Source organism: Mycobacterium sp., assembly GCF_019247615.1.
Lineage (GTDB): Bacteria > Actinomycetota > Actinomycetes > Mycobacteriales > Mycobacteriaceae > Mycobacterium.
In genome coordinates this window covers 1-9,475 of the sequence record NZ_JAFBAT010000135.1, presented here as the reverse complement: position 1 = coordinate 9,475, position 9,475 = coordinate 1, and the positions used below count along the sequence as shown (strand labels likewise).

7 protein-coding genes and 1 pseudogene are annotated in these 9,475 nt (G+C 66.9%); 6 read left to right on the top strand and 2 right to left on the bottom strand.

Features of this window, described 5'->3' with window-relative positions; genetic code table 11:
• The first annotated feature begins 94 nt into the window (after window positions 1-94).
• From JO059_RS08965 to JO059_RS08950, 4 genes and pseudogenes are all read left to right on the top strand, one after another.
• Window positions 95-1,327: an NAD(P)/FAD-dependent oxidoreductase gene (locus JO059_RS08965; protein ID WP_293315824.1), complete on the top strand. Its 1,233-nt coding sequence runs from the start codon at window positions 95-97 to the stop codon at window positions 1,325-1,327.
• Between the two features lie 35 nt (window positions 1,328-1,362).
• Complete coding sequence (locus JO059_RS08960) at window positions 1,363-1,950, top strand: DUF4389 domain-containing protein (protein ID WP_293315830.1); 588 nt, start codon at window positions 1,363-1,365, stop codon at window positions 1,948-1,950.
• Window positions 1,950-2,609, top strand: a complete 660-nt coding sequence (locus JO059_RS08955; RefSeq protein ID WP_293315828.1) for a class I SAM-dependent methyltransferase — start codon at window positions 1,950-1,952, stop codon at window positions 2,607-2,609. Before JO059_RS08960 ends, JO059_RS08955 begins: the two co-directional genes overlap by 1 nt.
• Window positions 2,610-2,725: 116 nt before the next feature.
• Window positions 2,726-3,220 (top strand): annotated as a pseudogene (locus JO059_RS08950) (PPE family protein); the annotation flags it as partial.
• 368 nt (window positions 3,221-3,588) lie between these two features.
• Here JO059_RS08950 and JO059_RS08945 read toward each other — a convergent pair.
• Together JO059_RS08945 and JO059_RS08940 are read right to left on the bottom strand one after the other, a co-directional pair.
• Entirely contained in the window at window positions 3,589-6,003 is a 2,415-nt protein-coding gene (locus JO059_RS08945; protein WP_293315822.1) for an FtsX-like permease family protein, read from the bottom strand.
• Window positions 6,004-6,104: 101 nt separating this feature from the next.
• Window positions 6,105-6,803, bottom strand: a complete 699-nt coding sequence (locus JO059_RS08940) for an ABC transporter ATP-binding protein (protein ID WP_293315826.1) — start codon at window positions 6,801-6,803, stop codon at window positions 6,105-6,107.
• A 378-nt stretch (window positions 6,804-7,181) separates the two neighbouring features.
• Here JO059_RS08940 and JO059_RS08935 point away from each other — a divergent pair, with 378 nt between their 5' ends.
• Both JO059_RS08935 and JO059_RS08930 read left to right on the top strand, forming a co-directional pair.
• The gene (locus JO059_RS08935; RefSeq protein ID WP_293315820.1) at window positions 7,182-8,585 is read left to right on the top strand and encodes a wax ester/triacylglycerol synthase family O-acyltransferase; all 1,404 of its coding nucleotides are present in this window, start codon (window positions 7,182-7,184) and stop codon (window positions 8,583-8,585) included.
• A 95-nt stretch (window positions 8,586-8,680) separates the two neighbouring features.
• Window positions 8,681-9,466: a heavy metal-binding domain-containing protein gene (locus JO059_RS08930; RefSeq protein WP_293315818.1), complete on the top strand. Its 786-nt coding sequence runs from the start codon at window positions 8,681-8,683 to the stop codon at window positions 9,464-9,466.
• Window positions 9,467-9,475 lie beyond the last annotated feature (9 nt).

Sequence of the window (9,475 nt, the reverse complement as noted above, 5' to 3'; positions counted from 1 at the left end):
ACGAGGTACCCGGGCACCCGCCGGCTGGACGCTCAGGCCAGGTCCTCTCGGCGGGCTGACGATGTCCGGCTCCGAACATTCGAGGAGGCGCCCGATGGCGGCCCACGCATCGTCGACGCGGCCCCTTCGGATACTCGTGATCGGGGCGGGCGTGAGCGGGATTTCCGTCGCGCGGGGATTGCTGCGGGATGGTCACGAGGTGACCGTTTTCGAGCGACGCAAAGACACGCGGGCGGGCGGTGGCGCGGTCACCGTCTGGTCCAACGGCGAAACAGTTCTGCGGCAACTGGGCGTCGACATGGACGGCGCGGGTCAACTGCTGTCCAGCGTGCGGGTGATGACGTCCGGAGGGCGCCGGCTTGCCACCCTGGACCTGCGGACGATGGTCGATCGGCTGGGTGCACCCGTGCGCATGATCCCGCGCCGGGTCCTGCTGGAACGACTGCTGCACGGCTTTCCGATCGAACGCATTCGATGCGACTACCGCGCGGTGCGGATCGTCACCGGCGATGACGGCGTGCGGGTCGATTTCCAGGACGGCAGCTCCGCCGAAGCGGATCTGGTGATTGGTGCGGACGGTTTGCATTCGATCGTTCGGGACGCCGTGGGGGCGCCCCCGGCGGAGCCGACAGGCTGGTGCAGTTGGCAGGGACTCATCTCCCTCCCGGAGCTGGCTGACAAGCAGGACGCGGTCATCGTGATCGGCGAGAGCGGAAACACCGGAGTGTGGGCGGCGGGCGGGTCGGATGTGCAATGGTGGTTCGACCTGCCGTGGTCCTATGACTTCGTCAGGCCGCGGCATCCGCTGGAGACAATCCGGTCCCGATTCACCGGCTGGTTCGATTCGGTGGATGTGATCCTGGCAAAGCTCACCGAGGAGCATCTGGCTGGTTCGCCGTACCCCCACTTTCGGCACCCCATCGCTCGCCGCCCGGCTGCTTGCGGTCTGGCTTTGCTGGGGGATGCCGCCCACACGATGCCGCCCACGCTCGCGCAAGGAACCAACCAGGCGCTGCTCGACACGATGGTGCTGTGCAGAGCGCTCAGTGGCATCCGCGGTGGGGGCGGCGGCCGTGGCGGTGACGTTGCGCGGGCCCTGTCCTGGTACGAGCGAACCAGGCGACGCAGGGTGTGGGCCGTATCGCGGGTGGCATCGCTGCAAGTGGCCCATGGCGAGTCCGCGCTGAGGCCGGCGGGGTTGATCTCCGACCGGCTCCACACGGCTGCGCTCACCGCGTTCCTGCGTTGGACGAGCCACCGCCGCATGTCGGCGGAGATCGATCGCCTGCTCGCGGCACCGACTTCTCTCGCGTCGGGGCCCCGGTGAGCGGGCCCGGAACCGCCGAGCTGACAACGGCGCGAGTGACCGATGGTCCCGTGCGCGTCCGGGGTCGCGTCGACGCACCCTCGCGGTGGCTATGGCTGATCAAGTGGTGCCTGCTGGCCGTTCCGCATTACCCCATATTGATCTCGCTCTATGTGGTGTATCCGGTGTCGACGATCGTCGCCGGTGTGGCGATCTTGTTCACCGGGCGCTACCCGCGCCCGATCTTCGACTTCAACGTCGGGGTCCTGCGGTGGTCGTGGCGAGTGATGAATTACCGATTTCCGATGAACAGCACGGACAGATATCCGCCTTTCACGCTCGCCCCCCGGCCCGACTATCCCGGAGATCTGGACGTTGATTATCCCGAGCGGCTGACGAACTGGGCGGTGCTGGTGAAGTGGTGGCTGCTGGGGTTGCCACAGATAGTTTTGTGCTGGGCCATGGAACCGCTGCTGCAGGTGCTGTGCGCTGTCTCCGCGGCCTGGCTGTTGTGCACCGGGACCATCCATCAGGGCATGTTCGACCTGCTCATGGGCATCGTTCGATGGCGGTACCGGGTAGCGGTGTATGTTTCGTTGATGCGTGACGAATATCCGCCGTTCCGACTGGATTTGGGTGTCTGATCACGCGCGGCAACCGGTTGTTCCCCTACGTCTATCGCCTGGGCATGCCGCTTTTTGACCGGGCGTTCTATCACCGATACCGGCGGGCGGCGATCGCGCACGCGACCGGTCGCCTGCTGATGCTCGGTCTCGGTCCGGGAACCGACTTGAACTTCCTGCCCTCCACTGTCACTTCGGTCGCGGCGGTGGAGCCGGTAGCCGCGTTTCGCCGGATGGCCTCTCGTCTTGCTCGCCGCCGGGGCATCGCGCTCACCGTCGTCGACGGTGTCGGCGAGTCAATCCCATTCCCGGACAACAGTTTTGACTCGGTGCATATCGGATTGGTGCTGTGCTCGGTGGATGATGTGGCCGCCACCCTGCGCGAGATCCGGCGCGTGCTGGCCCCCGGCGGCCGGCTGGTCGTTCTCGAGCACGTCCGCGGCGAGGGAGCCATGGGCCGGTTTCAAGATTTGATCGCAAAGCCGTGGTCCCGCTTGGCATCGGGCTGCGAACCGAACCGCCGAACCGTCGACGCCATCGGCGCGGCAGGCTTCGACACGTCGCGACTGTGCAGCGCCCCGCGGACGCTGGTGCCGCCCCCGTGCACACCCCACCTACACGGGTTCGCCACGGTGACCGGTGATTCCGCTGATTCCGCGACGAGCCGCCAGCTCGGTTGAACCATTGGCGTACCGATCTCGTGTAGTCGTACACGAGGCATGTTGTCGGCGATGACGCAGCCGGCGTCATCGCGACAAGCCTTCGGCGAAGAAGGGTTGAAGAAGGAGTTGTGGCGATGAATTTCTCGGTCTTGCCCCCGGAGGTCAATTCGGCGCGGATGTTCTCGGGCGCGGGTTCGGCTCCGATGCTGAATGCGGCCGCGGCTTGGGATCGGTTGGCCGACGAGTTGGCCTCGGCGGCATCGTCGTTTTCGGCGATCACATCGGGACTGACCCAACGAGTCTGGCAGGGTCCCGCGTCGGCGGCGATGGCGACGGCGGCGGCTCCGTACGCGAGGTGGTTAAGTGCGGCGGCAACTCACGCGACCGGAGCGGCCGGCCAGGCCCGGGCGGTGGCGGGCGCTTTTGAGGGCGCCCGGGCGGCCACGGTGCACCCAATGCTGGTGGCGGCCAATCGGAATGGCTTGGTGCGCTTGGTCATCTCGAATCTCTTCGGGCAAAACGCGCCGGCCATCGCGGCTGCGGAGGCCGATTATGAGCAGATGTGGGCCCGGGATGTCGCCGCGATGGCGGGCTATCACGCCGGCGCCTCGGCGGCCGCCTCGCAGCTGGGACCGCTGTCGTCGGTGCATGACGTGGCGAGCCGGCTCGCCGGGGCGCTCGGTCTGCCCCCGGTCACCAGACCCGTCGCGGGTGATCCAGATCTGATGAGTCAAAACACCGTCATCGGCGGCATTTCGACGCCCAACCTCGCGGATCCCGACGACAAGAACTTCGTCGCAACCGGCATCTCGAGCCCGTTCTTCTCCGACACTTTGACTTCCGGTTTTGAACCCACGCTCGGGCTGGGCGTGCCGGGGCACATCGTGAACACATTCCAAAGCCCGGTCTTGCCGTTCTTGAACAGTTCTGCGGTGCTGCCCTTCACCGATCCGATCGCGCCGCTGTTCGTTGCGCTGCTTCCGCTCGGTCTGTGACGTCAGTCCACGCTCACGGCCTCGATGATGTTCAGCCGGGCCGCTCGCCGCGCCGGCGGCACGGAGCCCAGCAGGCTGATGGCCAGCGCGCCGACGGTGAAGACCAGCGCCATCGCGCTCGGCCTGAAGTCCACCCGAAAATTCATCATGTCCCCGCTGACCAGGCTGAACAGCCACTGATCCGCACAGCCGAAGACCAGCCCCAGCAGGCCGCCGACCAGCCCGATGCCTGCTGCCTCGGCCAGCACCATCCGCAGGGTGAATCGGCGGCTTGATCCGATCGCCCGCAGCACACCGATTTCGCGGCGCCGTTCGAGCACGGAGAGCGTCAGCGTGTTGAGCAGTGCAACCGCCGCGACCATCACGACGATGATCCATACGGCGTCGGCGATGAACATGCTCTGATGCATCGGGGCTTCGAGGCCCGCGAGCTTGCCGCGGCCGTCGTACACGTAGATCGGCGGCGGCACCGCCCGCCGGACGTCGGCCAGCATGCGCTTGGCGTCCGCGCCTGGCGCCGTGGCGATTTCGAGGGTGGTTGCCGCCGGTCGGTCGAACCACGATCGCAATTGGTCGATGCTCATCCCCACCGTGCCGATGACGGTTGAGAAGTATGGCACCAGGGCCAATACGGTGGCCTGCCGTATGCCGTGCGGCGTTTGCATCCGCAATGGGTCGCCGACCCCGACATGCAAAGTCGTGCCGAGATTTTGCGACAGCACGACGCCCCGACCGGCGAGCACCTCGTCGCGAACCGGTGGATCGAGCGCACGGTACAGCGGATCGGCGGTCCCGACGGAAAATCCGTCGAGCATGACGCGCGTGCCACCGACCTCGGCGAACCCGTATGCGCCCTCGACTACGTGCCCGACACCGGGGATCGCCGCGACCTTCTCGGAAAGGGCTTGCGGCAGAGCATCGGTGGGGTAGCCGTCCGGGGGAGTGGCGCTCACCCATGCCGGGACCTCGGCGACGGATGAGAAAATGCGTCTCGCCGAGGAGATCATGTCGTTGTTCGTGCCGGTGATCGCGACGGTCGTGACAACCGCGATCAGCACCGTCATCACCGTCGCCCATACCCTCCGCGGCGCACGCTCGATGGTCGCCGCGGCGAGCGCCCCGACGGAGCCGAATACTCGGGCCGTCGCGGCCGTGGCTGTGACGATCGGCCCCGCGAGCGCGAAGCCGAGCGCTATCTCGGCGACGAATACCGCCGACATTGCGACGAAGGCGACGACGCCTCGTTGGTTGACGACCACCACGACCGACGCCGCGAACACCGCGAGGGCGCCAACCCCGGTTGCGATCCGCAGCCAGCGCGGTATGTGGTCGGCGGTTGAAACCCCGACGGGGGCAAGCGCCTCGATCGGCGCCACCTTATAGACCTGGCGCGCCGCCATCGCCGACGCGACCACGCTGGTCAGGGCGGTCGCTGCCACGGCGGCCGGTATCGCGTAGCCGGGCAGCCAGTACTCGATGCGAGCCTCCAGCCCTTGCGTTACGGCCGGTGGCAATCGGCCGATCGCCAGCCGGCCCAGCACTGTTCCCAGGGCCGAGCCGATGGCCCCACCGATCACTCCGAGAACCGCCGCCTCGGCGACCATGTCGCCCACGATGGTGGCGCGACGGCCGCCGATGGCCCGCAGCAACGAGATGACGGGCCGGCGCTGGGCGATGGCCATCGTCATGGTGGTGTAGATCAGGAATGCTCCGACCACCAGCGCAACCATCCCGCCCGTCAGGGCCATATAGTTCATCAGCTTGATGCCGTCACCGGCCCGGGTGGCGCGGCTGCTCGGGGCTGCGACGATGGCGCGGCCGTTCACCGCGCCCGCGACGGCGGCACGGACCTCGGCGAGGTTTGCGCCGGGCTTGGTGGCGATGAGGATCGAGTCGAGCTGGCCGGGACGCCCGGTGATGCTCTGCGCCAACGCAAGTGGAGCCAGGACGTAGTGCCCACCGTTGAGGTCGGCGACCTGCTTCCCCGTGAGCACCTCGCCGACGGTGACCGAGCCCGAGCCAAGTTGGAATGTCTCGCCCTTCCCGTGGCCGACGGCCGGCCCGACGCTGACCGCGTCGGTGGGGCCGGCGGGGCGCTCCGCCGCGCCCCCTTTCAACGCGTCCTTCAGGGCGCCCCCCAGGGCGGCGAGTCGCTCGTCGGCGCCGAACAGCAGAACCGGCTCGGATCGTGTGGAAGACGACGCGGACGCCGTCGTCCGAATCATCGGTGCCACGGCCACGACCCCCGGGATGGCTGCCACCTCGGCGGTGATCGTGTCGGGAAAACCCGCGTCGGTGATGCCCGACACCTCGAGTGAGGCGACGCCCGCGATACCGTCGGCGAGCCGATTGACCGACCCGGTGATGGACCCGAAGATTCCGAACACCGCGACCAGATACATCGCCGATACCGCCATTACGGCAATGGATGCGATCGTTCGTCGGCGGTGTACGGCAAGTTCACGCAGGTTGAACAGACGCAACCGGCTCGCTGCCACGCCTATCGCGGACGCCGACCTCACACCCGGCCTCCCACCGGCTCGTCCGAACGGATACGACCGTCCTGCAACGCGATCACCCGATCCGTCGCGTGCGCGGCCTCGGAGTTGTGGGTCACCATCACCACCAGTCGACCACGCCCGGCTTCGTGCGCCACTTCGCAAAGGAGGTCCAGGATGGCGGCCCCGGTCGTCGAATCGAGGTTGCCCGTCGGCTCGTCGGCAAGGATCAGGGGCGGGTCCATCATCAAGGCGCGCGCCACGGCGACCCGCTGCATCTGGCCGCCCGACAACTCGGCCGGCCTGTGCTCGGTCCGGTTACCGAGGCCGACGCGGTCCAGCAGCCGGATGGCATCCGCCTTGGCCTTGCCCATCCGGACGCCATCGAGGAGCTTGGGCACCGCCACGTTCTCCCACGCCGACAACGTCGGCAACAGGTTGAAGAACTGAAATATGAACCCGATCCGGTGATGCCGAAATTTGGACTGCTGTTCATCGGTGTACCGGCCGATCTCGTCGCCGTCGAATGCGATCGACCCGGAATTGGGGGAGTCCAACGCGCCGAGCAAATGCAGCAGGGTGCTCTTGCCCGCGCCCGATGGCCCCACGACGGCCACGAACTGTCCGCCCTCAAGGCGCAGGCTGATGCCGTCGAGCGCCCGCACCGGCTGACCGCCGACGCTGTATGCCCGCACCACATCACGAAGTTCGATGGTCAGCACCTTGTCCCTGGGAGCTGTATCCCTGGGAGCTGTGTGCCTGGGAGCTGTGTGCCTGGGAGCGTCACAGGTGTCGACTCGTCTGAACATCATCCTCCCGCGGAACCTCCATGCGGCGAAACCGCTGGTATGGGATATCACGAGGCGCGAGGGTGAGCGGTTCATCCGGTGCGCCCGAAGGCTCGGTGGGGCGGCGACCAACGGCGCGGAGCATGTTTTCTTTCCAACCCGTTTGGGCAACCAGCAGGGACGGCAGAACCTCACCGGGCGCAGCAGCGGACCGGGCATTACTCACAACGGCTTCTACGGAGTGAACCACTTCCGCCAGCGAAAGCGTTGGGGCGGAAGCTGATACACCAATACGGTCGACGGGCAACGATGGAACGACTAACCGGACTTGACGCATTTTTTCTCTACATGGAGACGCCGACGCAGACACTGAACGTGTGCTGCCTCCTCGAATTGAATACCTCGACGATGCCGGGCGGCTACACCTATGGCAGGTTGCGCTCCGCGCTGGCCGAGCAGGTGACCGCGATGCCGGAGTTTCGAATGAAGCTGGCGGACAGCCAGCTGAATCTGGATCACCCGGTCTGGGTGGACGACGAGGACTTTCAGCTGGGGCGTCACGTGCAACGTGTCGGGGTGCCCGCACCCGGGGGGCGCCGCGAGTTGGCCGAGATATGTGGCTACATCGCGGGGCTGCCGCTGGACCGCGAACGGCCGCTGTGGGAGATGTGGGTGCTCGAAGGCGGCGCGCGGGGCGACGCGATAGCGGTGATGCTCAAGCTCCACCACGCCGTGGTGGACGGGGTCGCCGGCGCGAACCTGCTGGCCCAGTTGTGCAGCCTGGATCCCGACGCGCCCGCACCCCGGCCCGTCGAGGGGGCGGGTGGCGGCAATCCGCTGCAGATCGCTGCCAGCGGGTTGCTGCGGTTTGCGTTGCGGCCGCTGCGGCTGGCCACGGTGGTTCCGGCCACCGCGCTGACGTTGGCGCAAACGGCGCTCCGCGCGCGCAGGGGCGGGCAGACCATGGCCGCGCCCTTTACGGCTCCGCCCACCCCGTTCAACGGCACCATCACCCGCTACCGCAACATCGCTTTCACCCAGGTCGACATGCGCGATGTCAAGAGGGTCAAGGACCGGTTCGGCGTAACGGTCAACGACGTCGTGGTGGCCCTGTGCGCCGGGGTACTGCGGCGCTTCCTGCTTGAGCGTGGCCAACTTCCCGATCATCCGCTGGTGGCCACCGTGCCGGTGTCGGTGCATGACAAGTCCGACCGTCCCGGACGCAACCACACCACCTGGATGTTCTGCCGGGTGGAGAGCCAAATCAGCGACCCCGTCGACCGTCTCCGTAAGACTGCCGCCGGTAACGCCGCGGCCAAAGACCACACCACGGCCATGGGACCCACGTTGCTGCACGATTGGACCCAATTCGGCGGCCCGACAATGTTCGGCACCGCCTTGCGGATCCTGCCGCGCATTCCACACGGGCCGGTGTACAACCTCATCCTCTCCAACGTGCCGGGGCCGCGGGACCAGCTGTACTTCCTGGGTTGCAAAGTCGACGCGATGTATCCGCTGGGGCCACTCATCGGCGGCGCGGGCCTCAACATCACGGTCATGTCGCTCAACGGGGAATTGGGCATCGGGATCATTGCCTGTCCCGACCTACTGCCCGACCTGTGGGACATCGCTGACGCGTTCCCCGACGCGCTCAAGGAACTGCTGGAATCCGCCGATCAGCTGTTCGCAGCCGAGGATCAGCCGGAGCGCTGAGTGCGTTAGTTCATCCGCGGGTTGGGCTAGCCCGCTTGCCGATTCCGATTAGGCTGTTCGGGACCGCAGGAGGGCCCCGAACAATGCAACCGACAATGGAACCGAACCCGCTCGATCCAGTTGCCAGCGAACGGCTGTCGCACGCCGGGAAGGTATTCACCTCGGATCTGTCGATCAACGAATTCGCCTTGCTGCACGGGGCCGGATTCGAACCGATCGAACTCGTGATGGGTGTTTCGGTATATCACGTGGGCTATCAGTTCACCGGCATCCGGCAGCAATCCGAACTGCCCGTCCTGACCGAGGCGACGTACCGCGCGCGCTGGAACGCGATGTCGCGGATGCAGGCGGAGGCCGATTCGCTGGGCGCTGACGGCGTGGTGGGCGTCCGTCTCGATTGGCGGCATCAGGGGGAGGGCGAGCACCTCGAGTTCATCGCCGTCGGCACCGCGGTGCGATACACCGGCAAGCCCGGAGCGTACCGGCGCCCCAACGGGCAGGCCTTCACTAGCCACCTGTCCGGCCAGGATCTGACCACCCTGCTTCGATCGGGTTACGCCCCCGTCGCCTTCGTGATGGGCAACTGCGTGTTTCACGTTGCCGTGCAAGGATTTTTGACGATGCTGAAGCAGGCGGGGCGCAACACCGAGATGCCGCAATGGACGCAGGGCAGCTACCAGGCCCGCGAGCTGGCGATGTCCCGGATGCAGAGCGAAGCCGAGCGTGATGGTGGCAACGGCATCGTCGGGGTGCATTTCGCGATCTCGAACTACGCGTGGGGGCATCACACCGTGGAGTTCTACGTGGCCGGGACGGCGGTGCGTCGCGTCGGCGAGGCGCAAACCCTGACGCCGTCGTTCGTCCTGCCTATGGCCGATTGATGACGGGCT